This window comes from Vibrio wakamikoensis, from assembly GCF_050337275.1.
GTDB lineage: Bacteria > Pseudomonadota > Gammaproteobacteria > Enterobacterales > Vibrionaceae > Vibrio > Vibrio chaetopteri.
The window spans coordinates 45,748-72,243 of sequence record NZ_JAKJST010000019.1; the positions used below are offsets into that span (position 1 = coordinate 45,748).

A 26,496-nucleotide genomic window follows, 5' to 3' on the forward strand; every position below is an offset into this window, starting at 1 on the left:
TTGTTTAAATGAATAGACCTCGATAATTGACTTAATACTACTTAGTCACTCTATAACTTTTGGTTATAGAGGTAATGCTTTTTCATTGTTAATAACGTGATTTTAGCTGCTGTATAACTTCTGGTGGTGCCAACTTCGATAACTGGTTGAGACACTGTGCGGCACCTTGGTGCTTATGCTTAAGCATTAAGTCGCACTTAGAAAACAGGTGCTCTGGATTTCTACTCAACTGATAGGCCTTATCAACCGCTTTGAGTGAGACGTTAACGTCAGCCGTTTCCATTGCTAACCCAAACACAAACCAATACTGGGGATTATTTGCTTCTAGCTGTGTCGCCTTATTAAGCAGTTGGCTAGCCGTGGCTTTGTCGCCTTGACGAAGCTTTGACAACGCTGCGCTGTAATGAATAGCTGCCGATTTTGGTTGATTTTTGATACCAAGCGCGAGTGTTTTATCCGCCGACGCTTCGTCCCCCTGCCCTCGATACAGATCGGCAAGATTGATGTAACTGTTTTCAAAATAGGGTTCAATGCTAATCGCCCCTTGGTATTCATTAATAGCAAGCTCCGTCTTGCCTTGGGCGGCATACACATTGCCAAGGTTTGTGCGGCCAAAGCCTCGGTCTGCGTTGTACTGCTGAATACCAATGTATTCTTTTAGCGGTTGTTTCAACTGATCTTTTTGAAGTGGATTTAGCTCGCGCCAATATTGCGCCAACGCGCCGGCCGCTTCTGCTCGAACAGCGAGAACATCGTCATCAAGTAACGGTGAAATGATCTGCCAGCGCTGGTGAGCGGGATAAGGAGCGCTACCCTGAATCGCCCCTATTCGAATCATGGCCTCACTATTTTTAACGGCTCTACCCAGCGCGATTAAGCTATTTTGCCCTTGGTAGTTCGCCATTCTTTGTAATGCAGATGCTCTTACAATCGACGCTTGGTTAATGTCTTGCGCTATATAGGAAAGCGCATCAGCTGCCGATGGGTGACCGATGTCTGCCGCATAAAATGCAATGCCATAATGCTGGCTGTTCTGATAGCTCGACTCGGGGAACCACTTAGCTAAGGTTTGAACTGCCCAATCATCCTCCTTGTCCTCATGGCAAGAAGCACAGACATTTGGAGTGCCGATGTGCTTGCTCATGCCTGGTCTGGGTACATGCCAGCTATGATCGCGTCTTGGATCTACTCCCATGTAAGTCGTCTCGGGCATATGGCAAGTCGTGCATTGACTCGCTTCGCTACCAGCCTCATGAAAGGTGTGTTTTTCTGGAGTGTATTCCGATGCAACATGGCACTGAGCACAGACCGCTTGTTCTGGAATTTTGAGTTCGGCCGTGTGTGGATCGTGACAGTTAGCACACGTCACACCTTTTTGCGCCATTTTTGATTGTTCAAACGAACCGAAAACATAAACTTCATCATAAATCTGACCATCAGAATGATATAGCTCAGGCGTTAGATTCGAGACTAGGTATCTATCAAATAAATCCCCTTGAACGTGATCGTATTGCTCAGACAGTTGCACTCGGCGACTGTGGCATTGAGCGCACACTTTGACTTGTTGGGTCTCTTGGATTGACTTAGGTTGAAGGGTCGAATTTCCCTCTTGGTAAACCCACTCAGATACCGCTTTGGAGAGATCACGGTCAAACCCATAGTGATTATCTATAGTAAATTGTTTAGGGTTCTTTTGCTTAGACAAGGTGACATGCACACTTGCTGGACCATGGCAGGCCTCACACCCCACCGTGATTTCAGACCAGCTTGACGCGTAGGTATTGGATTCTTTGTCGTAGTTCTTTTCGAGGTTCGTTGAGTGGCAATCGGCACACATAAAGTTCCAGTTTTGCCCTGTATTTGTCCAATAGAACTCATCGCTGCTCGTTGTATCGGGATAAAGGTGATACCAACGTTGACCACCTTGCTCCTTATTTCTAGAGTCCCAGGTAAACGGGATCAATTGAACGCGGCCATCCTCAAATTCAACCATGTATTGTTGAAGCGGATAATGGCCAAATGTGTAGGCAATTTGGTAGTCATAAAACTGACCATCTGGACCTTGGATATTGACCCAGAACTGCTCACCTTTTCTAAAAAACCGATTCTCCTCGCCTTTAAACTCAAACGTGGCGTTGTCGAAGTCTCCTAACACGCTTTGTGAAGTAGCGTGATCCATTGCTCGCTCATGATCAGAGCCTTTCCATTGCTCTACTTCTTTCTGGTGACACTCAATGCAAGCGTCACTTCCGACGTAACTCGCTTGCCCACCGCTCGCCATCGACGACTTGGTTTCATTTCCATATGAACTCACGCTTGCCAGCAGTATGATCACAGCGCTAACCACCCGAACCACTACGCCCATCCGACATTCCTTTGCTTGTTTGCAAGTTATTGTTATTTCAATAATAACAATAGTCTAGAATGGACATCCGGCAAGCTTCACCAGCGGATTTACTCACTTTCCACAAAAAAAGAGAGGCATTTCGCCTCTCTCGTTAATTAATCTGTAATGCTCAGTGTTTCATTACGATATTATGCGTCGTTCAAACCGCAAAGCCTCAACAGGATGCCTTCCAAGTCTTCCCATGGCATCAATTGCGAATCAATAACTTCAATGCGCGATTCATAGCCCTCAAGTGACATCTGATTAACAGATACGACTCGTTTCGCGACGTTGAATGCAAAGCAGCCTTTATCGGTATTGACGACTGCTTTGACACGCTCCGCGTTAAGGTCACTGAACAGTGAAAACAGCTCGTCGAAATTGAACTTGTGCTCCTCACCAACAATCCAGCCACAACTAAAATAACCTTGGCCTTGGTTTTCACGGCGGATAAATGGCTTCTCTGGCGGCAGTTCAAATACTGGCTCTAAATCACTATGGTCGTGGTCGTGATGATGAGCATGACCATTTCCCTCTACCGAAGCCTCTCGCCTTTCGAGATCTAGCAGTTCAAGAGGAAGTTGGCCGTTTTTCACCAGTTTATGAAATATCTTAGCGGGTTGCTGATCTGTCACCCAGTCATTGAATACGTCGATATCTTGTGCACTGCACTCATCAACCTTATTACCAATGATGACTTCTGCCGATGCTAACTGGTCGTTAAAATTATTGTTTTCAAGATGGCGCTCATCAGACAAATTACGTGGATCTACCAGCGCAATGGTCGCTCTCAAATCAATGTAATTTTGGTATTGTTCTGAGGTTAGTGTTTTAATCACTTGCTTAGGATGACCAAGGCCAGTTGGCTCGATAATCAGGCGATCAGGCTTTTGTCTGAGCAGCGCATTGATACCCACCGACATGGGTACTCCCGCTGTACAACACATACAACCGCCCGGTACCTCTTTAATCATGGCTCCGCCTTCTGCCATCATGGCGCCGTCGATGCCGACTTCACCAAATTCATTGACCAATACAGCCCAATTCTCATGTTGCGGTTTTTCTTTTAATAAATTGAGAATGGCCGTGGTTTTACCTACGCCAAGAAACCCAGTGATGATGTTAGTAGGTACTTGATTTTTCATTGTCTTACTCGATGTCTGTCAATGACCAAAGTATATACCTAACGCACTGAACTATTCTAGCCGCGGTATTGGATCGCCATAACTATAGTAGGGGCAGAAACAGTTGGGGGAATTTTCGGATTTCTATAGACGACAAAAGGCGCACTTTGCGCGCGCCTTGATCCCTCGTTACTCAATCGTGAGTTTGCGAATCTCTGAACCAAGTCTATCGGCTGAGATATAAAAACGAGGCAGTAGTATGTGTTTCTTAAGTTGCACATCCAAATTGTAGGTAGGGAATGAGATCCTCCATGTTTGTCGAATATGAACCCTACGATTTAACTATGGTACAAAAATGACTTTTTTCAAGCTGAAGACTAAAAATAAGTGGTGCTTTTGAACCTACGTCAAAATGGTCGAGCATTGGTGAAACTTTCCACCAAAGCATAAGAAGTAGTGATAAGTGGAATACTACTTTTCATTCTTGCCACTATTGCCAATTTTGCTAAGTCGTATAATTTTAACCTTGAAGATTCAATCCTCCATACAGGCACTCATCCCTATGACCAAAAGAGAGAAAATAAAACAATCGTTGCTCGCCCGCGTACCAAAAGGAACGATTAATCAGTTTCTCTCTAGCGATAAAACGCCTATCTCGGTATTACTGCTTTCCTGCGTAGTTGGTATCTTGGCCGGGCTCGTCGGTACCTTGTTTGAGATTGGTGTGCACTTTGTCACTGAAACTCGCACTGACTGGCTAAAAGATGAAATCGGTTCTGTACTGCCTCTATGGCTGCTCGCTTTTGTCATTAGCGCATTCTTGGCGTTCATCGGCTATTTTTTGGTGCACAAGTTTGCGCCCGAAGCTGCCGGATCCGGTATTCCCGAAATTGAGGGGGCAATGGACAACATGCGCCCTGTTCGTTGGTGGCGTGTGCTCCCGGTAAAATTCTTCGGCGGCTTAGGTGCCCTGGGTTCCGGAATGGTGTTAGGACGTGAAGGCCCAACGGTTCAAATGGGCGGTAACATTGGTCGTATGGTAACTGACCTTTTCCGAGTTAAAAACGACGATAGTCGACATACCCTTCTCGCCTCTGGCGCAGCCGGTGGTCTTGCAGCCGCTTTCAACGCGCCTCTCGCTGGCATTATGTTTGTTGTGGAAGAAATGCGTCCTCACTTTCGTTACTCGCTTATATCAATCAAAGCGGTACTCATTTCTGCGGTAACCGCTACCATTGTATTCCGCTCCATCAATGGCCAACATGCGGTTATTACAATGCCGCAATATGACTCGCCTGACCTCACTGTCTTATGGTTATTCCTATTGCTCGGTACATTATTTGGTGGCTTTGGGGTCGTGTTCAATCGGCTAGTTACACTGTTTCAGGATATGTTTGTACGTATCCACAAAAACGATCTCAAAAGGTTTCTGTTTACTGGTTCTATGATCGGTGGCAGTTTTGGTTTACTACTTTTATACGTACCTGAACTCACAGGCGGTGGCATTGGCCTAATCCCGGAAATTACCAACGGCAGCTTTAGTGCGGGCATCCTTATTCTTCTGTTTATTGGACGAGTCCTTACCACGCTCATATGCTTTGGTTCTGGGGCTCCTGGGGGAATATTCGCACCTATGTTAACCCTAGGTACCTCTTTTGGTTATGCGTTTGGTTTAGTCGCACATTCGCTATTTCCTGAGTTGCCTATCGAACCTGGTGTATTTGCTATTGCAGGAATGGGAGCATTATTTGCCGCTACGGTACGTGCCCCTATAACCGGCATTTTGTTGGTGATTGAAATGACCAACAATTACCATCTTATTCTGCCTCTCATCATTACCGGCCTTGGTGCAACGATTGTCGCCCAGATGCTTGGAGGCCAACCAATCTACAGCCAGTTGCTACACAGAACACTAAAAAATGAGAAACTGCGTCAGGAAGATTTGCCGAGAAAAGAAACAAACTAACCTCACAAACTATGGTGATGGTTTCGTCTCTTCAAAAAGCATGTATAATTAGACGGCTAGACTGCTATTTCTAGCTGTCGATTGATATGGATTTTCAAGAGAGCCCGTAGTGACCATCAGCCTTGCTTCATTAAAGCGCCTTACACAGTTTCACAACGTACCGACCTCGCAAGCGTCCCTAGCGCTTGGTATGATTGGTCTTGGTCATGCTTGGGCATTGTATGTTCCGGAGTTTGGGAAAAAGGTGCAGCCAATTTTAGCCTCCATTGGTGCGCTATTACTTCTGCCGGTACTTATTAAATACCTACTCAATAGACATACCTTTTCTGCAGATATTAAACACCCCCTAACAGGCAGCTTAATGGCGCCAATGAGCATGGCTCTGCTCATTTTATGTGACTATTTGGCCGTTATTCTTCCCTTAATAGCTTATCCACTTTGGTTTGCCGCATTAACCTTGCATGTTTGTATGGCCGTGCTGTTTTTCTATTACCAGTTAAAAAACTTTCGCATGTCGAATATAGTACCAAGCTGGTTTCTATATCCAGTGGGGCTAATTAGCAGTTCACTCGCTGGGACCCAATTTGGCCATACGGTTTACTCAGAAACCATCGCGTCTGTTTGTATCACTATTTACTTTTTTATGCTGCCACTGGTGCTTTATCGATTGGTATTTGAGGGTATGCTACCCAAACGTGCGAGGCCTACACTGGCGATCATGGCAGCGCCGATCAACCTCACATTATCTGCATACTTGGTTAACTTTTCCGAGCCCGATCCTATACTCACAGGTGCGCTTGCAGGGATAGCAATAACCATGACGCTACTCATCTATCTTTGCTACATTCGATTATTACGTCTGAAGTTTCAGCCATCTATTGCCGCTATCACGTTTCCGTCTGTGATCAGCTCTATCGCCATGCATCGCTTAACGACTTTCTTTGAAGCTGAGCATCCTCACTGGCATTGGCTGCATAATTTCGGCTTTTTGGAGCTGTCAGTTGCGTCTTTGGCGGTTGCTTGGGTAACGGTGGGGTTTGTAAAAATGTATTGGCCGGAGCTAGTAAGTAAGCATTGATTTTATTTGATACAAATGTCAGAATTTATAAATATTGACACAGTTATCAATCAGTTAGACTCCCAACAAGTATAATCAGAATAAAACTATTCCCACCCAATATAGTTCATTTTGCAACCAGCAACAAATAATAAAATATTCAATAGTGACAGTTATTCTCTAGTCGGCAATAAATAAATGCATCGGCCGACATATGATTCCATTTACATAGAGAATAATTGCTATGCACTTAACAAAGATCAAAAAGACTCTCCCAAGTTTTATTACACAAAAGCATGAGCACTTTATTGCAGATAGGATAAGTTCAAATTCTGAAAACCATCCTGTTGTTTGTGGTGGTCGCCCTTCTGCGACCGATGTTGTGATGCAAACTAACGACTACCTTTGCCTGCACGATCACTCTGAAATTCAACAAGCTCATATTCAAGGGATCCGCGAAACGAACGAAAGCCTCCTGATGTCTGGTGTTTACCTACTTGGTGCAGAAAAAGAAAGCGACTTTGAATCGAAGCTCGCTCGCCATGTTGGCTTCGAAAGCTGTTTAGTGACTCAGTCCGGCTGGACGGCAAACGTGAATTTGCTGCAAGCGATTTGTCAAAAAGACACTAATGTTTACGTCGACTTTTTTGCTCACGCTTCTTTGTGGGAGGGCGCCCGTATTGCAGGCGCAAACGTGCACATGTTTATGCACAACAACATCAAGCACCTTAAACGTCAGATATCTAGAAATGGCAGCGGCATCATTCTTGTCGACTCGATATACAGCACTGTGGGTACTGTTGCACCACTCGTTGACTTAGTATCGCTCGCTTACGAATACGACTGTGCTTTGGTCGTTGATGAGTCTCACTCACTTGGTACTCATGGGCCAAGAGGAGCCGGACTTGTAGCAGAGCTAGGGCTTACAGAACATGTCGACTACATTACAGCTAGTCTTGCAAAAACATATGCTTATCGCGCAGGGGTGATCTTGGCAAATGAAAAAACAAACTACTGCGTCCCAATGGTTGCCTTCCCTGCCATCTTTAGCTCTACCATGCTACCGTACGAGCTAGCACGACTCAGCAAGACGCATGATGTGATTGTCAGCTCTGAAAAAAGGAGAATGTCACTCACGGAGAACGCTGAGTATCTAAATAAGCAATTGCGTACAATTGGATTTGATATTCAAAGTAACTCTCAAATTATAGGCCTAGAAACTGGAGAGGTTGAGAATACAATCAAAGTGAGAAACTTCTTCGAAGAGAACGGAGTGTTTGGTTCAGTCTTTGCACCACCAGCCACACCTAATAATAAACATATACTTCGTCTTTCAATAAATGCTAAGCATACCAAGCAGGATCTCGATAGAGTGATCGAGGTATGCCGATTAGCTTGGAACAATGATGATTTGAACTTCGATTAATATAGAATGCGCCTACAGGTTTGTAGGCGCACCTTTAACTTTGAGGAAATAGTTGACAGAGTTCGATTATAACCAAGTTGCAACTTTATCGATTAACTCATCCTTCGGTGTAGGTTTGACGATATAATCGTTCATACCACTTTGGTTTATCTGTACCACAGTTTCATCACTTTTATCACCTGTGTAGCCTACAATAGGTATCGACGAATATGGCATGTTGGATTCTCTAATTTTCCTAGTCGCAGACAAACCATCCAAGACTGGCATTTCTACATCCATCAGTATTAAATGCACATCCTCTTGATCCAACACTTGAAGGGCAACCTGGCCATTTTCTGCTTGGATGACGTGCAAGCCTTGCTTCTCCAGCACAATACTCGTAATCGAACGCAATGAGTGATTATCATCGACTATCATTACGGTTTTTTTAGTGGATATTTCATTATATGCTGGCTTAGATTCTTCAGTTTCCAATGAGTCAAATAGTAAAAAATCCAATGTCTCTATAGGTCTTCGAATAAAGTCTTCTCGAGCCTTAAGTACAATATTTACATACCTCTGAAAGTAAAGGTTTCTCGTATTCCCCTCTTCGTTGAGAAATACAATTCTAGCCTCTGTGAACCCCAACTTACCCTCTAGCCTAGACATTAATGACCAACCGCTGCGACTGAACTCACCGTCGATTAGGATCAAACTGTACTCAAAGTGATGCTCATCTCGATTACATGCATCTTGTAGACTGACAACTTCAACATCCATTTCATTCGTATACTTCAATCGTTCCAACTCAATGGCGACATCAGATGTCTCTTCACCGATAAACAGTACCGTTTTAGCTTTAATAAGCTCTGTTTTAATGCTGCTCACAGCAGGTGACGAATAATTTGGGAAAAACAGTTCAAATTCAGTCCATTCACCTACTTTAGAGCGACATACAATAGACCCACCAAACGAGCGCATCACTTTTTTACAAAACGATAACCCTAAACCGAACGTGCCATTTTTACCTGTAGTGTAAAAGTCGTCAAAAATGTTCTTTATAAGTTCAGGTTCGATCCCAACACCAGTATCTCTAAACAAAACACTGTGTCCATCATCTATGACTTTTGAACTGATCACTATATTGAACTTACCTACACCTCTATGTCTAAACGAGTTTTTTAGCAGGTTGTAAACCACATACTTTAAAAGTGTATCACTTCCAAAATAATTAAAGTCCTCTCTAATATCAAAGAAAACCAACCTTTTATCCGCCGCATTTTTGTAACTAAAGCTATCTACCGCATTCTCGACAATTGTCTTCGCATTTAGCTTACAAAATGTAGAGGTCGACACTCTGTTCTGGTCTATTGAAGTCAACAACAAGTCGATGGTCTCGTTGCCCGTCCAGATTGCTTTCATCGAGTCATCAATAATATCGTTGAGTATTTGAATTTCTTGGGCGTTCAATTGAAATGTATTTCTATAAGAAGAATTTCCGCTTGGTATGATACTCTTAATAACCTCAAAAGATGATAACAATGCACTTAATGGGTTTCTCATTTCATGCGCAATGCCAGCACCAAAAGACCTTGCGACGGTAAACTTGGCTTCATGTTCAGTCTGGTTTCTAAAATAGAACAAATTGCCAAACAAATAAGTAAAGCCAAAAATCGGAAAATAGACTAAATGCTCAAAAACTTCGATCCCGTTTGGTAAGTTAAAATGTGCTAGAAGAGCTGCAAAAAGTACACATAAAAGCGCTTGCAACATCATAACACGAGTGTCATACACCAAAAGAATATGAAGGAAAATAGATGACATAAAGGATAATACCCAGACATCATTCCATCCGTTCATAAACATCATGTAAGAAAAGAAAAACGGCAAGCAAAAACCGATTGATATTAGATAGTAATAAGGAACCAACTTTTTAAGCCGACTGCTCATCACACCACGGAAAGCCAACACGAAGACCAACAGTGAGCAAACTAACCTCAACCACAAGTTTTCATACGGCTGCGGGTATAGCGTATCCCATACCCAGAAGTAAAAGGGGTAACCAAGCCCACCCATAACAACTACCAAAGTCGTATTCGGCTCAGCATAACTATAGATTTTTTGAATTCTGTTCATTTTAACCTAGCCCAACTATAAGAACAGTTTGCCACGACGTTTTATTCTAGCTTTGTGGTGCGCCTGAGGCCTAACTAGCTAATTTATTAGCAAATCCTTTAGATAATCAATAGTATGAACGAAAAGCAGTGACAAATACAATAACGCCCTCTTAATTTAGAGGGCGTTATTAGCATTTTATTTACATTCGAGAGATTTAGCGCAAACCATGCAAAAATTCATGGCGCGTTGCAGGGTTAGACTTGAAAATTCCACCCAAAGCGGTTGTTGTTGTTTCACTGGTCGCATCCATCACACCGCGTGACTTCACGCAGTAGTGAACGGCGTCCATAGTCACTGCGACATCGTCTGTTTCGAGCAGTGTCTGCAGAGCAACTAAAATTTGTTGTGTCATGCGCTCTTGCACTTGTGGGCGCTGAGCGAAAAATCTGACAATGCGGTTGATCTTCGATAGGCCGATGATTTTACCACGTGGAATATACGCCACTGCTGCTTTACCATCGATGGTCACTAAGTGATGTTCACAAGTGCTGGTCACCGTGATGTCTTTAACACGCACCATTTCACTGACATCCATTTTGTTTTCGATGACGGTGATTTTTGGGAAGTTCTGGTAATCAAGGCCAGAGAAGATTTCGTCCACATACATCTTTGCGATGCGGTGCGGCGTTTCCATCAAGCTGTCATCGGCGAGATCCAACTGAAGGAGAGTTAAGATCTCACGCATATGGTGTTCAATACGTTCTTTCTTTTCTTCTCTCGACACTTCATTTGGCAACATTGGTGTTTCCAAACCGCGCTCTGATAACGCTGCTTTCACCAATTTTGCTGATTCACTTAAACCTGACATCTTACATCCTCGCACTAACTCCCGTAAGGGCAGACAAGGATACTCGGATTTAATATTAATTACACCCACAAATTCCGTATTGCTTTGTAACTGCAATGATTTGTGGTTCAAATAGTCGCTTTTATCCAAAGGGATAAGCCATTCGTCGGCAAAAATGTGTTACAGTCGATAGGTTTTAAAGATTCAATTAGGATGACTTATCTTATGGGTTGCTGCGACGCACCGGGCTTGATGCCTATAGAAGAAGCATTGAATAAAATGCTCACACCAATCACGCCAATTATCGATACCATTACATTGCCACTCGCTGAAGCGCTAGGGTACGTATTGGCAAAAGACATTCGCTCTCCAATTAATGTTCCACCATTTAATAACTCAGCGATGGATGGTTATGCCATTCGCCTTAGTGATTTCGAGCAATCGACCACCATGAAAATGGTAGGAAAATCATTTGCTGGCGCGCCTTTTGAAGGCGAATGGCCAGCACAAACCACCATTCGTATTATGACTGGCGCTCAGATCCCATCAGGCTGTGACGCGGTGATTATGCAAGAAAATACCACCACTGACGGTGACCTCATCACCTTTGATCAGCCAAACATCAAAACCAACATGAACATCCGCCCTACTGGTGATGATATTCATGCTAATGATGTGGTTTTGAACAAAGGTGCTCGCCTAACTGCGCGTGATATCCCAATGATTGCGACACTTGGCATCAGTCACATCAGCGTTTATCGTAAACCGAAGGTAGCATTTTTCTCCACGGGTGATGAACTCAAACCACTCGGTAGCGAGTTAGAGCCTGGTCAAATCTATGACAGCAACCGCTACGGCATTAAACCACTGATTGAAAACTTTGGCTGCGAAGCCATTGATCTAGGCATTATCCCTGATTGCCAAGAGACATTAAAAACAACCTTTGAGAACGCACAACAAATGGCCGATGTGGTGATCACTTCAGGGGGCGTAAGCGTTGGTGAAGCAGACTACACCAAAGATATTCTCGAAGAGCTCGGACAAATAGGTTTTTGGAAGCTTGCGATAAAGCCAGGCAAACCTTTTGCGTTTGGCGAACTTGATACTGCATGGTTCTGTGGCCTTCCTGGTAATCCTGTATCAGCTGTACTTACCATGTATGTTTTGGTTCAGCCTCTGCTGGCTAAGTTGGGTGGTAACAGCGAATGGAAAGCGCCGGAATCTATCCCAGCTATCACTCGTAGCGCATTCAAGAAAGCGCCTGGACGCACCGATTATCAGCGTGGTATCTATCGTATTGAAAATGGTCAGTTTGTTGTGGAAACGACCGGCAACCAAAGCTCTGGTGCATTCCGATCAATGAGTCTAGCCAATTGCTTTGTCGTGTTAGAGCGCGAGCGCGGCTCAGTAGAAGTTGGTGAGACTGTACAAATCCAATTATTCAATCCAACACTGTTCTAAGAGGTGATTTTGGATATTCTTTCTGATGAAGAGATGCTTCGCTACAACCGTCAAATTATTCTAAAAAACTTTGATTTTGACGGCCAAGAAGCGCTCAAGCAATCTTCTATCCTTATCATCGGTGCTGGCGGCCTCGGCTGTGCTGCCAGCCAATATCTTGCAGCAGCGGGCGTTGGCGCTTTGACCTTGGTAGATGATGATGTGGTCGAGCTATCGAACTTGCAGCGCCAAGTACTGCATCATGACGCTAGCATCGGACTGAAGAAAGTGGACTCAGCAAGGCAAGCGTTGTTGAAGCTCAACCCTCATCTCGTCGTTCACACCTTTGATAAGCGTTTGAGCGATGACGAGCTTGAAGCGCAAATCATCAAACATACGCTTGTGCTAGACGCGACGGACAACGTGGAAACACGCAACCAACTTAATCGTCTGTGTTATCGACATAAAATCCCTTTGGTGTGCGGCGCGGCAATTCGTATGGAAGGACAAATTTCTGTCTTTACCTATCAAGACAGCACTCAACCGTGCTATTGCTGTTTGAGCGCGTTGTTTGGAGAAACCAGCCTAAGCTGTGTTGAAGCAGGTGTGATGTCGCCTATTGTCGGGATCATTGGAGCAACCCAAGCACTGGAAGCCATCAAGGTCATTGCCAACTATGGGACACCGAAAGTCGCTAAGTTGATGCTATTTGATGGACTCACATTAAGCTGGCGCGAGATGGGACTGCCTAAATCTAAACAATGCCCTGTTTGTAGCTGATTCTATTCGACACCAACAAAGGAGTACGTCGCATGAAACCATTCGCCATCGCGTTTATCCTTCTTCTTGCTGGCGTTAGCCTCTTGTTGGTGTTACTTAAGGTAACCAGCCCTGATATCGACGGCACAGTCACTGCAACTGTACAAAACCATGTTCTTACTCAATCTCTTGATGGCAATCGTCACTATATGGTGGTGAAGCTTGCCGATGGCTCAACAACAAGATTGGTTACCAATCAAAACTCCTTATGCCCTATCGGCTCACAAGTCGAGCTCAACGTTACCTCTTCTTCTTTGGGTAAGACCAACACCTACCAACTTGGGCAGTGCTTGCCACGCTGACCATGTTCACACTTCAGTTTGTACCAAGAAAGCGGGTATAGACATCGCCGCGATTAGCCTGCATCCTAAAAACAAGGATTAGAACAATAATAAGGAAGTGGCTTATGACCAACACTCTCGTCTCTCCCCGATGGCTTCACTCACAACTTGCCGCCAACCCTAACACCATCATTCTTGATGCTAGTATTGAATTTCAAATTCCTCTAGAGCCGCAAAAGGACAAAAGCGGCGTGATACCAGGGGCACAGCGCTTTGACTATGATACGGTATTTTGCGACCCAGACGCCACGCTCCCACACATGATGCCAACGGCTGAGCGTTTTAATGCTCTTGCGTCTGATCTAGGAATACAGTCCTCTAGCACCATCGTCGTGTATGACAACTCCGGGACGTTTGCATCACCACGTGCTTGGTGGATGTTAAAGTCATTAGGTATTGAGAAGGTGTACGTTCTTTCTGGCGGCCTTCCGGCATGGAAAGAGTCTGGGTACGAAGTAGATAGTGACTATTCAACACCACAGCCTGCCGAGCTGTCTCAATCACTCGACAGCCACTATTTTTTATCGGCAGAGCAAGTATTAGATCACGCGCAAAAGCGCAATGCTCGCATCGTCGATGCTCGCTCTTTGGCTCGTTTTAAGGGAGAAACTCCAGAGCCTAGAGAAGGCGTACGCAGCGGCCACATTCCTAGCGCAGTCTGTTTGCCATTTGCCGAACTTATGGAAGGCGGTACATTAAAGCCTCAGGAAGAGTTAGCACCTCTGTTTGCATCCATCAGTGGCAGTAAACGCGAGCATTTAGTGTTCAGTTGTGGCTCAGGTGTAACGGCATGCATTCTAGCTCTTGGTGCTTATATTTGTGGGTACACCAACTTGTCAGTCTATGATGGCTCGTGGACGGAATGGGGACAAAGAACCGACTTACCGTTAGAGGTGTAATTACCGTTCTTGGGAGCAATGATCATTGTAGCGCCGCCCATCAAGGGCGGCGCTTTTGTTCACTAAACACACCAAATGTTGATGCTCAATCAGCCCGTGTAAGCACCACTCGAATAGTGCAGCTCGTAACTGTGCGAATAGATTTCAAGGATATTACCAAACGGGTCTTCCATATAGATCATGCGATACGGTTTTTCCCCCGGATAGTAATAGCGCGGCTCCTTCATGCGGCGCTTGCCACCTGCAGCGACAATTTTCTCAGCGAGCCCTTCCACATCCGGGTCTTGTACACAGAAGTGGAAAATACCCGTTTTCCAGTACTCAAAGTTATCTTCAGGGTTTTCCTGGTTATCAAATTGAAACAGTTCGACGCCTATGCGATCGCCCGTCGACATATGTGCAATGCGAAAATGGTTCCACCCTTCGCCAAATACATCGGTACACATGACGCCTATGGCAGAGTCGTCTTCGTTGACATCGGTTGGGGGCATAATTAAGTACCAGCCCAAAACCTCGGTATAAAACTTCACGGCAGCTTCCAAATCGGGAACCGATATTCCAATGTGACTAAAAGTACGTGGATAAGTGTGGTTGGTATTGGGTGACGTCATGAGTGGTGTCCCTCTCTCGCTGAGAATAAGATACTTCTGATGGATTCATCGTTATTTATCATATACTCTTCAAGCAATAAGGATTTGTTATCAAATGTAGAGTGTATGATTAACACAACTTGGCTTAACACGTTTAAAACTCTAGTAGAGATTGGTCACTTTACCCAAACGGCCGAAAAGCTATTTATGACTCAACCAGGTGTTAGCCAGCACATCAAAAAGCTTGAAACTAGTCTCAAAGCCGAGTTAATCACTCGGGAAGGGAAAACCTTTGAGCTAACCGAGCAAGGCCGGCTGGTGTACGACTATGCGTGTGATTTAGCTAAGCGAGAGGTTTCACTATTTGAAAAGCTCAAATACGATGATCCTGAATCAGGGAGTCTCAGCTTTTCAGCTTCTGGTGCGATAAGCACGGCGCTTTATCCAAAACTTCTTCATCTTCAGACTCAATACCCAAGCTTGAGAGTGAACATCGAAGCCGCTCCTAATCGACGCGTCATAGAAAGTGTCGCCAACGGCAGCATAGACTCTGGCATTGTTACTGCCGTACCACAGCACCCTGATCTCTCCGCAGAGCACTTAGGAGAACTGGAATTGTGTCTGATTGGTTCAAAGTCTTCAGTCTCGAAATTCAGCCCACGAGAGGCATTAGAGCAGTTAGGTGTTATCGACCACCCTGATGCTCAGTACTATTTGCAAAAGTTAATTGATCAAAGTGGACTTGCAGAATTAGAAGGTGCCGAATGGCAAGACTTTCGAAAAGTTAGCTATATCAATCAGCACAGTCAGATCTTGCAACCTGTCGCAATGGGAATTGGCGTCACCGTATTGCCCAAGGTCGCTATCGAATATTCAGAGTATAAAGATAAGGTGGATGTCTGGCAGACAGCGGAGCTCGTGAGTGAGCCCCTATACTTTGTGCAGAAGAAACGTAAACGGCTAGCCGCGCGATATTCATTTCTGCTTGATGTCATTAAAGAGACGGAGTTTTCCTAATCCTGTTGAGGGCTGTCTGGCAGACTTAGCATCTGTTCGTCAAGGTTAAGCACTGTCAGTGCGTTGCTTACGCTTGTTGCAACAACATCGACGACACCTGTGCGTAACGCACCAAGCAGTGCCATTGGCTTACTGTTTTCAGACGCAATCGCGATCACTTCTGAAATCCGGCGAAACTCTTCAAGCCCCAATCCGATTACGCGGTCACTCATTACAGTGTTGGCCGCTCTTCCTTGAATATCGAAAAAATCATAGCCAGCGAAATCACCAACAACGCCCTGATTCAAACGAGACTGAACCACTTCGTCCGTCGTAAACCAGCCCAAATCCACCATGTAACTATTTTCGCTCATGTCACCGACACCGACCACAGCGACATCCGCTTTGCGCGCTAAGTCCAGTGTCTGCTTGACGGTAGCGTTCTGCATGAAGGCCATTTTCTGATCGCGGTTTTCGGCATAAGCGGGCGCATAAAGCGTCTCGGAACTACCGCCATACTTTTTTGCTAATTGACGACAGATATGGTCTGCGTTGAAGCGTCCTCCTCTCGGGTGGATACCACCGATACCACAAACAAATTTGCAATCACGAGGCGCGATAACCCCCATATGATGAGCAACTGCCGACACATTTCGGCCTTGCCCTACCGTGACAACCGTGCCACCTCGAAGAGTTTGAGCCAAATAGTTAGATACCAAGCCACCCACCTGCATGCGCTGTGACTCTTCATCCGGTTGGTCTAGTGCAATCAGTGCGCGTTTAACACCAAAACGTTCAATGAGTCGCTGTTCAATCTTGGCACTGTAGACCGGGTGATACTTAACCGTGATTTCAACGATACCTTCATCCCTAGCCTGTTTAAGTAAACGGCCAATCTTTGCACGAGAAACACCAAACTTCTTCGATATCTCCTCTTGTGTCGCCCCGTCTTGATAGTAGGCCACCGCAATTTCGGTCAGTAAGTCATTGCTGGTTTCGTTGTTGTCATTCTTCATCGATGCATACACCACAAGGATTTTATAAAAATGAGCATTGGCTCATGGCTCAATCATATGCTCAGACATATTGACACCATATCATTCGCTCACCTTCATTACAATTTCTCAGCGGATTTTTTCGCCACTCACACTAAGCCAGAGCCCTTACGTTTATTATCTTTGCTCCACAAATTTGTGCGAACCTGCAAAAACCGAAAATAACCCTAGTAATAACAAATTTTGTACTAGTATTTGGTTGACTTTAATCGTGCATAGGGTAAATATGACTTCAACATTTACTCACGAGTGATGCAAATGTTCAGGCAATTGTAGACCCTCGTGACCAAGCAGTCTTTTAGCGGTGTTGGGGATTAAGTGAATCTTTGAACCGCTGTTTAACATTTGTATTTCGAGGCTAAGTCTCAAATTCTCTGCCCTCTAGAATAGGAACGAACCGATGAGCAATAAATTAGAGCAACTTCGCAAACTAACTACTGTTGTTGCAGACACTGGCGATATCGAAGCGATTCGCAAGTACCAACCACAAGACGCAACGACAAACCCTTCTCTGATTTTAAAAGCGGCGCAGATTGAAGAATACGCACCTCTTATCGACCAAGCTATCGAGTACGCGAAATCTCAAAGCGACAACAAAGCACAGCAAGTACAAGACACTTGCGACATGCTAGCGGTTAACATCGGTAAAGAAATTCTTAAAACTATCCCAGGTCGTATCTCAACGGAAGTTGATGCTCGTCTTTCTTACGATATGGAAGGCAGCGTAGCGAAAGCACGTCAGCTAATGAAAATGTACAACGATGCAGGTATCGCAAACGACCGCATCCTTATCAAGCTGGCTTCTACTTGGGAAGGCATCCGCGCTGCAGAGATCTTGGAAAAAGAAGGCATCAACTGTAACCTAACGCTTCTATTCTCATTTGCTCAAGCTCGTGCATGTGCTGAAGCTGGCGTTTTCCTTATCTCTCCTTTCGTTGGCCGCATCATGGACTGGTATAAAGCGAAAGAAGGTCGTGACTTCGAAGCATCAGAAGATCCAGGCGTGATCTCTGTAGCGGGTATCTACAACTACTACAAAGACCATGGCTACAACACTGTAGTAATGGGTGCGAGCTTCCGTAACACAGGTGAAATCCTAGAGCTTGCTGGTTGTGACCGTCTAACTATCAGCCCACAACTGCTTGCTGAGCTAGAAGAAGCACAAGGCGAAGTAGTAGAGAAGCTTGTCGACTCTAAAGGCTCAAAAGAGCGTCCTGCTGCAATGACTCACGCTGAGTTCCTATGGGAGCACAACCAAGACCCAATGGCGGTAGAGAAGCTAGCAGAAGGCATCCGTAACTTCGCTATCGACCAAGGTAAACTTGAGGCGATGATTGAAGCTAAGCTTTAATCCACATCATTTTCTAGAGGGGAACGTTTGCGTTCCCCTCTTCAATTTTCTCTCTTTATAATCAATTTTTTTCGGAATGTATTATGGATCGTAAACATCTCGCTAATGCTATCCGTGCTCTAAGCATGGACGGCGTTCAACAAGCTAACTCTGGTCACCCTGGCGCGCCTATGGGCATGGCTGACATCGCTGAAGTACTTTGGCGTTCACACCTAAACCATAACCCATCAAACCCAGAGTGGGCTGACCGCGACCGTTTCGTGCTTTCAAACGGCCATGGTTCTATGCTGATCTACTCGTTGCTTCATCTGACAGGCTATGCACTACCGATCGAAGAGCTAAAGAACTTCCGTCAGCTGCACTCGAAAACACCGGGTCACCCAGAATACGGTTACGCACCTGGTATCGAAACAACGACCGGCCCTCTTGGTCAAGGCATCACAAACGCTGTAGGTATGGCGCTGGCTGAGAAAACACTAGCGGCTCAGTTCAACAAAGACGGCCACGACATCGTCGACCACTATACCTATGCATTCATGGGTGATGGCTGTTTGATGGAAGGGATCTCTCACGAAGCATGTTCTCTTGCCGGTACACTAGGCCTTGGCAAGCTCATCGCGTTCTGGGATGACAACGGCATCTCTATCGATGGTGAAGTGGAAGGTTGGTTCTCAGACGATACACCTAAACGTTTTGAAGCATACGGCTGGCATGTTATTCCAGCAGTAGATGGTCACGATTCTGATGCTATCAATGCAGCGATTGAAGCTGCTAAAGCAGATCCACGCCCCACTCTTATCTGTACAAAAACCATCATCGGTTTTGGTTCACCAAACAAATCAGGTTCACACGACTGTCACGGTGCACCGCTAGGCGCTGACGAAATTGCAGCAACACGTAAAGAGCTTGGCTGGGAGTACGGTCCTTTTGAAATTCCAACGGACATCTATGCGCAGTGGGATGCGAAAGAAGCGGGCGCAACTAAAGAAGCTGCGTGGAACGAGAAATTTGCAGCGTATGAAGCAGCCTACCCAGAGTTGGCATCTGAATTCAAACGCCGTGTAAATGGCGAACTACCCGCTGAGTGGGACGAAAAAGCAACACAAATCATTGCTGACCTTCAAGCAAACCCTGCGAACATTGCATCTCGTAAAGCGTCTCAAAACGCACTAGAAGCATTTGGCGCAATGCTGCCAGAGTTCCTTGGTGGTTCTGCAGACCTAGCTCCGTCTAACCTAACCATGTGGTCTGGCTCTAAGTCTCTCACTGCTGAAGACGCATCTGGTAACTACATTCACTACGGTGTGCGTGAGTTCGGTATGACGGCCATCATGAACGGTATTGCGCTTCACGGTGGTTTCGTACCTTACGGTGCAACCTTCCTAATGTTCATGGAATATGCGCGTAATGCTATGCGTATGGCTGCATTAATGAAAGTGCAAAACATCCAAGTTTACACTCACGACTCTATCGGTCTGGGTGAAGATGGTCCAACACACCAACCCGTTGAGCAAATGGCATCACTTCGCCTAACACCAAACATGAGTACATGGCGTCCATGTGACCAAGTTGAGTCAGCTGTAGCTTGGAAATTTGCAATTGAGCGCAAAGACGGTCCTACGTCGCTTATCTTCTCTCGCCAAAACCTTGCGCAGCAAGAACGTGACCCGCAGCAAGTGGCTGACATCGCAAAAGGTGCGTACGTACTGAAAGACTGCGAAGGGACGCCAGAGCTAATTCTTATCGCAACAGGTTCTGAAGTTGAGCTAGCGGTTAACGCGGCAGCTGAGCTTTCTGCAGAAGGCAAGAAAGTACGTGTGGTCTCTATGCCAGCAACCGATGTGTTCGACAAGCAAGACGAAGCATACCGTGAGTCTGTACTGCCTTCGAGCGTGACTGCACGTGTTGCAGTTGAAGCGGGTATTGCCGATTTCTGGTACAAGTACGTTGGCTTTGGTGGGAAGATCGTTGGTATGACTACCTTTGGTGAGTCTGCTCCTGCAGGTGAACTATTTAAGATGTTTGGCTTCACTACCGAAAATGTCGTGAGCACTGCGAAAACAGTTCTCAAATAAATAGTCGTTTTAGCGTCAACCGTTAAACATAAGTTTAGCCGAGTCCCCATGGGACTCGGCTTTTTCATTGCTAATTTTCGACGCGTTTTCCCTTGACGCGACAAAACGCGATCCTAGACTTTTCTTATAGTCAATTACAAGGGGAAATATACTCATGACTCGATGGATCACACTTCTTCTGGCTTCATTCATATTCACAGTTAATGCTGCTCAACTTAGCTTTGTCAGCAATGGTATCACTATTAAAACACTGTCGAACCAAGACTTTTCAGAGCTCCCACAAACAGAGATCGCCACGGAGTTACCATGGATAGAAGGAGTGACGACATTTTCTGGTGTTCAAGTGGCAGATATTTTCAATCACATGAAGACTCCAATACCTGAATCGATTACCTTGGTAGCTTTAAATGATTACCAAATTGAAGTTGCGATTGAGGATATCAAAAACTACCAACCTATTATCGCCAACAGAAAGAATGGCCAAATAATGCCCGTACGAGATAAAGGACCATTCTGGCTTATCTTCCCTTTAACCGACTACCCAGAGATTAACAATACCGATTACCACGCAAAGATGATTTGGCAACTTAAAGAAGTAAGATACTAATGCGTTTCGGAGATTCATCATGATGCTCAAGTCAATCATTAACAAAATACCCATAAATGTTGCCAAGCTTACTCTTGTCTTACTTACGTCGCTGGTACTCATGGTCAACCTATTCACTATCGACCGCATTAACAGCATTAATGCTGATCTATCGGATCGCAAAAATGAAGCAACCTGGTTTGTTCTACAATTGGTAAAAGAGTATTCGAATCTCATTACTCAAGTCAGCATCACTCCCTATGACAACGCTAAGGTAAACCTGGCGTACGATCTAACGTGGAGCCGGTTTGATATTATTTTGAATAGCAAAGAATCCTCCCGATTTATTGCTCAAGCCAACTATCGGTCTTTTTTTGAACAGCATTTTAATAAGTTCAAAAATTTAGAAAAATCGCTTCAACTTACCGCAAAACTACCAGACTTGAGGCTACCTTTACTAAAAAGGATTCAATTAAATTTCGACCAAATCATCCGTTTTATCAATGATAAGTTTCGAATAGAAAACCCGATTGCCGAGCAGTATCGCAGCGAATTAGACAAATTACTGACATTGCAAAAAACGAGCTCTATCACACTCGTAGTGCTGGTGACGTTTATTTCATACGTGTTTTGGCTTGATGCAAGCCTACGGAAGAAAATTCAGCGTAACGATGCGCTAACAGGCACGCTCAATAGAGCGTCGCTAAACGAAGACATTAAACACCACTCTTCGTGGAAAAGCTACGAATTGCTGTCAATCCGTGTGCATAATGTACTTGAGGTCAATCAGCGCTATGGTATTGATTACGGCGACATCATCATTAAAGCGACCGCCAGACGAATCATGTCTATCTTTGATTCAGACTACCGTGTTTACCGCTATAGTGGCGCCCAATTTATTATTCTGCACAGAAAAAGTAATAAATCTAGCGGTAATAACCACCTTAGAGAATTAAAGAATGCGCTCTCTCAACCCGTTGATTTGTCTGATATGACATTAGTATTGGATGTCAGTGTGATCTATGACCCCGATTTGGAAAATGACCACCTATTAGAACGTTTAACACAGCTATCAAGAAGACCGTTAGAAACAGACTTGATCTGACGCTGTGAATACCTTTGCCTCACCGCTATGATGCGGAGCAGGCAGACCGCTTTTAGTCGTCATCTGGACTGCTTGATCAACCATCACTACGAACGGTTAACTCAGTTACATTTTCACTCCTTGAGTTGGAGCTTAGCCTGTTATAGAAGTTACAAAAGCCTGTGTATGTCAATGGCTTGCTTATATAAAAACCTTGTAAGTAGTCACACCCTAATGAGTTCAGATACTCTTTCTGCAGTTGGGTCTCCACCCCTTCTCCCACCACTTTGGCACCACAGCTGTGCCCTAACGCAATAATAGACTTGAGCATTTTCTTTTCATCGCTTTGCAAAAGAATTAGGTCGACAAAAGTCTTATCAATTTTGAGTTCATCCACTGGATAGTGAAGCAGTTGATTGATGGAAGTAAAACCTGTGCCAAAATCATCAACAGAGATCCTAAAGCCTAAATCACGTAGCGAGCGGATCATTGTAATCGTCTCCTGTGTACTCTTCACATAGCTGGTCTCGGTGATCTCTAATATAACTCTGTGGTATTCGACACCATGGCTGCTGCAAACGCTGCACAAGTGTTCAATAAAACTGTCGTTATATAACTCTAAAGCGGACACATTAATCGATATACAACCAGTGTAGCCGCACTCTTTGGTCATTTTAACTAATTCAAACAGAGCATTGTCTAATACCCATTTATCTATCTCAATGATTACATTTGCTTGTTCTGCGATAGGAATAAACTCATCGGGACCAACCCCTTTGTCTCGCAAAACAGGACAGCGAATTAAGCATTCAATACTCTCAACTTCTAGGGTGTTCGAGTCAACTAAGGGCATATAATTAAGCTCAAATGCACCATCTTTAATGCAACTGAGTAGTTGTTTCTCAATGTCTGCTTTTCTGCTCAACTCACTAAGTAGATCATCGTCAAACACACTGATGGGTAAACCGTTAGTGATCTGTTTTGCTTTGCTCAGCGCCTCTTCTACGCCTTTTTGCCACATCTGCACATGCTGATTGTTGGTTAGCGGAATCAACGCCATTGCAACTTCAATGTGAGAGGCAAAGCCTGAAGACTGAAAGGCTTGGAAAAAGCGTGCTCTGAATAAAGTAGCCAGCGCTTTAGTATTGTCTAAATTGGAGGATGTTAATACCGCACAGAAAGTGTTTGACCCATAGCGACTCATTGAATAATCACTGCAGCCTACCCCCAGCTTGTTCTGATTGTGATTGGTCAGTAAGAGCAGTTGTTCGCTAAGACGAACCAAAAGCTGATCAGCGTAGTCTTGGCCATGGATGTCATTGATGCGTCTAAAATTAACAATGTCCCAAGCAACTAAATAACTGCTGTCGTTGGCGTAGCTCGCCACGCGTTGATCAACATATTCAATAAAGGATTTACGATTGGCAAGCTTAGTAAGATTATCAAACTCAGCTTCGAACTTTACTTTGGTCAAGCTATCAATGTAGGCGTTACGCAACACCGCAACCTCACTGTTCTCTTTGGAGCGTTTAAAATACCTAAGCTCTAGACCTCCACGTTGAATGTCTGCAAGCAAGCTTTGTATTGGACCAGTAACGTTCAGCCTTACCACAATATGCACAATCGACAGCAAAGTCACTATAATCACCGCAACGTAGCCTAGCGCCTGAGCCAATAGCTCACGCTTAAATGGACTGTAATAGCTATCTAGAATAGTCAGTTCCAGTGAGATGCCAAAAGCACTGACTTGACATACCTCGCCATCAATAAACGCGTTTTCAATATGAGTGTGAGAAACCTCTGACTCATAATCCTTGATCGAACCAAACGACAACGACACATCAGGAAGATGGCTCGCAGTCTCAATCAATTTGTTGATTTGAAGCATTGGCGCATCAATCACCAACAAGCTCCGATTCTTTCGTGTTAGGGAACGTTTATCACCCGGAGCGTGAACGGGATCATGCGCGCTGATGACCGTTGCCCTCAACTCACCATTAGCAGCAATATACACTTCTCTCTTTCGAGTAAATGGCTCTCCAAGCGTCACTAATACATGGGTATCAAACACCACTTGATAAATGTCACTCGGTAACTCACGAGCTGAGAAAGGATCGCTCGCGCTACTCGCAGCAGTAATCGTAAACAGGTCATCGATAACAAATAGATGCACGGTGCCCATCTGCTCAGTGCGTTTCTCAGACATTAGATAAGCAATATGCGCATCCAAAAAATTTCTTACACTGTAATCACCCGTATCTTGTAGATGTCGAACAAATTGTTCTGATGCAGCAAGCTCACCACTGAGAAATCCGATCGCACGGCTTTCATACTCAGCCGCAATCAAAGCACTGGATAGGCGATTTAGCCAAAGGTCGCGCTCGAGTGCCCGATGTTCATTCACTTGCCAAAGGTAAACAATGATCCCTGCCGATATAACCAACGCACCGACCACTGGAGTCAAAGCAAAATGTAAGCGTTGAACTAACTTCATCGTTACTTAAGTTCCTTCACAATTCGTTGTCTGACGGATAAGGCATGGTCACTAATCTCTCTGTGGGTGTAGCTTTTCTCAATAAGCTCAGGAGATGGATTGATCACAGGGTCACTTAAGTAATCCTGATCAAGATAACGTTTGACGTTCGAGTTCGGTGTAGAAAACCAAGAATCTTGCGCGTTTTTCGCCGCGACATCTGGCCTAGTTAAATAGTCTATTGCCTGCTTGGTTTGTGGTTTAGTGATAATGCCTGACGGTGCAGCCAAACATTCCACCCAAACAAACGTGCCTTCTTTGGGCACAACATATTGCCATTCTCCATCTGGATCAGTATTGAACTCATTTAAAACATAGTCATCACCGGAAAAACCAAATGCCAAATCTGTTTTGTCGAGTAAACTGGGATCATCAATCGCATCTAACACATATTCGGTCGAGTTCAAATAAGCTCGCTGTTTCTTTAGTGCTTGATAGGCAAGCTTTAAGTCATCGATATCATCGGTAAACGGATCTTTATTAACAGCGAGCAATGCTGCGCCAATTAGATCGACGGGGTGATAATACATGGACACACGTCCACGCAGCTGTTCTTGAGGCTCAATCAGCTGTTGCCATGAATCTATAGGTTTTTCGAAAGCTGACTTGCGATACAGTAACCCACTGGTTCCCCAAGCATAAGGAATACCGTAATCGCCACACTGCTCAAACCAGCGATTGTCAAAACGCGGCTTCAGCTGTGTTCTTATCTCCGTGAGCGGTTGCATCGCGCCTTGGTCAGCTAACATATTTAGGCGAACACTTTCGATGACAACAAGATCAATAGAGTTACGGCGCTTACTCAGCAGCAGCTCATCACGCACCGACTCATCGGAGAAATAGGTTTCCTCAATATGTAAATGATGTTCGGTTTCTATATTCTGAATCACTTCTTCAGACAAAAACGCTTCCCAATTATATAGGTGTACTGTTCTTGCTTTGTCCGATGCGGACGCCACAGACCCGTTGACCAATATTAACAACCCAATTCCGAGTGTAAAAAAATGACGATGGAGAGTGGAAAGAATCATTAAGCTAGTCCTTTAGCGATGTTATTTCTTACAGACTAGGACAGCTAATATAGGAATTCATTAGAATGTGCTTCTCATAATTGAGAAATATCAGTTTGAAAACTCACTCAATAACTTGAGAAGAGGGTTTGGCCTCAATATGCATCTCCCCTGTCACCATATCGACGTTAGCGTGATACAAATGGGCGGTATCACCATGATGTTTGAAAGTAAAATGATAACTGTGAGCAGGAAAAAAAATCGGCACGTCGACAACCTGTTTGAGATCGTAGCCATCTTGCACGAAGACCTGTTGAACTTCAACACGCTGCTTGGCAGCACTCAACTCAAGTTGACGATCATAAACAGGTGCCACAGAGGGGTTAGTGGGATAGCTGTTGCCATCGTGAATTAGTGCTCTCAATGCACCATTACTCCATACGTAAAAGTCCTTCCAACCTTCGTTGACGCGATTGGAGAGCAGTATGGGCACCGCAGTTACTGTTAAACGATGAAGGATCGCTCCACTATCATCAAACAAGTAAGCTGTGCATCCTCCAGAGCCACAAAAATAGGGATCTTGCATCAGAACCAATAGCTCATCACGGCCATCATTGTTCAAATCTGCCGAGCCAGACTTATATCGATACTCTTTGTCTCTTGGATCCAGCTTTTCTGGGATCAGAATATCTTCTACTACCAGTCTATCGATATTGTCGAGCGTAAAGACCTGTGGGCGTGGTTCGCTGGTGTATTCATTGCAGCCTTGCAATAAAGCTGCAATTGAAAAAAGGACAATGACTTGTTTCACATC

21 protein-coding genes are annotated in these 26,496 nt (G+C 44.7%); 12 read left to right on the plus strand and 9 right to left on the minus strand.

Annotated elements, in window-relative coordinates; translation table 11 throughout:
• Window positions 1-88: 88 nt before the first annotated feature.
• Both L4C42_RS10695 and L4C42_RS10700 read right to left on the minus strand, forming a co-directional pair.
• The gene (locus L4C42_RS10695; protein ID WP_429760447.1) at window positions 89-2,365 is read right to left on the minus strand and encodes a multiheme c-type cytochrome; all 2,277 of its coding nucleotides are present in this window, start codon (window positions 2,363-2,365) and stop codon (window positions 89-91) included.
• A gap of 170 nt (window positions 2,366-2,535) precedes the next feature.
• Complete coding sequence (locus L4C42_RS10700) at window positions 2,536-3,531, minus strand: CobW family GTP-binding protein (RefSeq protein WP_429760449.1); 996 nt, start codon at window positions 3,529-3,531, stop codon at window positions 2,536-2,538.
• A 541-nt stretch (window positions 3,532-4,072) separates the two neighbouring features.
• Here L4C42_RS10700 and clcA point away from each other — a divergent pair.
• The 3 genes from clcA to cqsA all read left to right on the plus strand — a co-directional run bounded on the left by clcA (window position 4,073) and on the right by cqsA (window position 7,959).
• Window positions 4,073-5,476, plus strand: coding sequence for a H(+)/Cl(-) exchange transporter ClcA (gene clcA / locus L4C42_RS10705; protein ID WP_429760451.1), 1,404 nt, complete (start codon window positions 4,073-4,075; stop codon window positions 5,474-5,476).
• Window positions 5,477-5,591: 115 nt separating this feature from the next.
• On the plus strand, window positions 5,592-6,554 hold the full coding sequence (locus L4C42_RS10710) for a TDT family transporter (protein ID WP_446647175.1): 963 nt from the start codon (window positions 5,592-5,594) through the stop codon (window positions 6,552-6,554).
• A gap of 223 nt (window positions 6,555-6,777) precedes the next feature.
• Entirely contained in the window at window positions 6,778-7,959 is a 1,182-nt protein-coding gene (gene cqsA, locus L4C42_RS10715) for an alpha-hydroxyketone-type quorum-sensing autoinducer synthase (protein ID WP_418642897.1), read from the plus strand.
• 66 nt (window positions 7,960-8,025) lie between these two features.
• Here cqsA and L4C42_RS10720 read toward each other — a convergent pair whose 3' ends face one another.
• Complete coding sequence (locus L4C42_RS10720; RefSeq protein ID WP_353499504.1) at window positions 8,026-10,074, minus strand: ATP-binding response regulator; 2,049 nt, start codon at window positions 10,072-10,074, stop codon at window positions 8,026-8,028.
• Between the two features lie 196 nt (window positions 10,075-10,270).
• The gene (gene folE, locus L4C42_RS10725) at window positions 10,271-10,924 is read right to left on the minus strand and encodes a GTP cyclohydrolase I FolE (protein WP_353499505.1); all 654 of its coding nucleotides are present in this window, start codon (window positions 10,922-10,924) and stop codon (window positions 10,271-10,273) included.
• Between the two features lie 204 nt (window positions 10,925-11,128).
• Here folE and moeA point away from each other — a divergent pair, with 204 nt between their 5' ends.
• From moeA to L4C42_RS10745, 4 genes are all read left to right on the plus strand, one after another.
• Window positions 11,129-12,364, plus strand: coding sequence for a molybdopterin molybdotransferase MoeA (moeA, locus tag L4C42_RS10730; RefSeq protein ID WP_429760571.1), 1,236 nt, complete (start codon window positions 11,129-11,131; stop codon window positions 12,362-12,364).
• A 9-nt stretch (window positions 12,365-12,373) separates the two neighbouring features.
• Window positions 12,374-13,123 (plus strand): molybdopterin-synthase adenylyltransferase MoeB, encoded by a 750-nt coding sequence (gene moeB / locus L4C42_RS10735; RefSeq protein WP_418642895.1) that lies wholly within the window; start codon window positions 12,374-12,376, stop codon window positions 13,121-13,123.
• 32 nt (window positions 13,124-13,155) lie between these two features.
• Complete coding sequence (locus L4C42_RS10740; RefSeq protein ID WP_418642894.1) at window positions 13,156-13,464, plus strand: hypothetical protein; 309 nt, start codon at window positions 13,156-13,158, stop codon at window positions 13,462-13,464.
• A 104-nt stretch (window positions 13,465-13,568) separates the two neighbouring features.
• A complete protein-coding gene (locus tag L4C42_RS10745) occupies window positions 13,569-14,402 on the plus strand; it encodes a sulfurtransferase (protein ID WP_418642893.1) in 834 nt (277 codons plus the stop codon).
• 89 nt (window positions 14,403-14,491) lie between these two features.
• On the opposite strand, the gene L4C42_RS10750 is transcribed toward L4C42_RS10745, so the two are convergent.
• Entirely contained in the window at window positions 14,492-15,013 is a 522-nt protein-coding gene (locus L4C42_RS10750) for a lactoylglutathione lyase family protein (RefSeq protein ID WP_353499509.1), read from the minus strand.
• A 105-nt stretch (window positions 15,014-15,118) separates the two neighbouring features.
• On the opposite strand from L4C42_RS10750, the gene L4C42_RS10755 reads away from it, so the two are divergent.
• Window positions 15,119-16,009 carry a LysR family transcriptional regulator gene (locus L4C42_RS10755; protein ID WP_353499510.1) on the plus strand — a complete coding sequence of 297 codons (891 nt, stop codon included), beginning with the start codon at window positions 15,119-15,121 and terminating at the stop codon, window positions 16,007-16,009.
• Here L4C42_RS10755 and L4C42_RS10760 read toward each other — a convergent pair.
• Entirely contained in the window at window positions 16,006-17,004 is a 999-nt protein-coding gene (locus tag L4C42_RS10760; protein WP_353499511.1) for a sugar-binding transcriptional regulator, read from the minus strand. The genes L4C42_RS10755 and L4C42_RS10760 overlap by 4 nt on opposite strands.
• A 439-nt stretch (window positions 17,005-17,443) precedes the next feature.
• On the opposite strand from L4C42_RS10760, the gene tal reads away from it, so the two are divergent.
• From tal to L4C42_RS10780, 4 genes are all read left to right on the plus strand, one after another.
• The gene (gene tal, locus L4C42_RS10765) at window positions 17,444-18,394 is read left to right on the plus strand and encodes a transaldolase (RefSeq protein ID WP_353499512.1); all 951 of its coding nucleotides are present in this window, start codon (window positions 17,444-17,446) and stop codon (window positions 18,392-18,394) included.
• An 83-nt stretch (window positions 18,395-18,477) separates the two neighbouring features.
• Window positions 18,478-20,469, plus strand: coding sequence for a transketolase (tkt, locus tag L4C42_RS10770; RefSeq protein WP_429760457.1), 1,992 nt, complete (start codon window positions 18,478-18,480; stop codon window positions 20,467-20,469).
• A 154-nt stretch (window positions 20,470-20,623) separates the two neighbouring features.
• Window positions 20,624-21,076, plus strand: a complete 453-nt coding sequence (locus L4C42_RS10775; protein WP_429760459.1) for a putative pterin-binding protein — start codon at window positions 20,624-20,626, stop codon at window positions 21,074-21,076.
• Between the two features lie 19 nt (window positions 21,077-21,095).
• Window positions 21,096-22,160 carry a diguanylate cyclase domain-containing protein gene (locus L4C42_RS10780; protein WP_353499515.1) on the plus strand — a complete coding sequence of 355 codons (1,065 nt, stop codon included), beginning with the start codon at window positions 21,096-21,098 and terminating at the stop codon, window positions 22,158-22,160.
• 76 nt (window positions 22,161-22,236) lie between these two features.
• Here the strand turns inward: L4C42_RS10780 and L4C42_RS10785 are convergent, their stop codons facing one another.
• The 3 genes from L4C42_RS10785 to L4C42_RS10795 form a co-directional block, all read right to left on the minus strand.
• Window positions 22,237-24,633 (minus strand): EAL domain-containing protein, encoded by a 2,397-nt coding sequence (locus L4C42_RS10785; RefSeq protein ID WP_353499516.1) that lies wholly within the window; start codon window positions 24,631-24,633, stop codon window positions 22,237-22,239.
• 2 nt (window positions 24,634-24,635) lie between these two features.
• Window positions 24,636-25,574 carry an ABC transporter substrate-binding protein gene (locus tag L4C42_RS10790; RefSeq protein WP_429760462.1) on the minus strand — a complete coding sequence of 313 codons (939 nt, stop codon included), beginning with the start codon at window positions 25,572-25,574 and terminating at the stop codon, window positions 24,636-24,638.
• Window positions 25,575-25,806: 232 nt separating this feature from the next.
• The gene (locus L4C42_RS10795; RefSeq protein WP_353499518.1) at window positions 25,807-26,493 is read right to left on the minus strand and encodes a hypothetical protein; all 687 of its coding nucleotides are present in this window, start codon (window positions 26,491-26,493) and stop codon (window positions 25,807-25,809) included.
• Window positions 26,494-26,496 lie beyond the last annotated feature (3 nt).